The organism is Pseudomonas sp. HY13-MNA-CIBAN-0226, assembly GCF_040310305.1.
Lineage (GTDB): Bacteria > Pseudomonadota > Gammaproteobacteria > Pseudomonadales > Pseudomonadaceae > Aquipseudomonas > Aquipseudomonas gregormendelii.
Genome location: NZ_JBEOPS010000485.1, coordinates 1 through 249, shown reverse-complemented (window position 1 = coordinate 249; position 249 = coordinate 1). Strand labels below are relative to the sequence as shown.

The window sequence follows — 249 nt, the reverse complement described above, 5'->3', positions numbered from 1 at the left end:
ACTTACCTGTTCGATGTGCGCACCGTAGAAGAATTCGAAGCCGGCCACCTGCCGGGCGCCCGCGCCACCCCGGGCGGGCAACTGGTGCAGGAAACCGACCACGTTGCCAGTGTGCGCGGTGCGCGCCTGGTACTGGTGGATGACGACGGCGTGCGCGCCAATATGTCCGCGTCATGGCTGGCCCAATTGGGCTGGCAGGTGTACGTATTGGATGACCTGCAAGCGGAGCACTTCAGCGAGCGCGGGGCA

The 249-nt window shown here is 65.5% G+C and carries 1 protein-coding gene; it reads left to right on the top strand.

What is annotated here, in order from left to right:
• Window positions 1-249, top strand: a 249-nt coding sequence (locus AAEZ05_RS29600; RefSeq protein ID WP_350650194.1) for a rhodanese-like domain-containing protein, incomplete at both ends; no start/stop codon positions are given.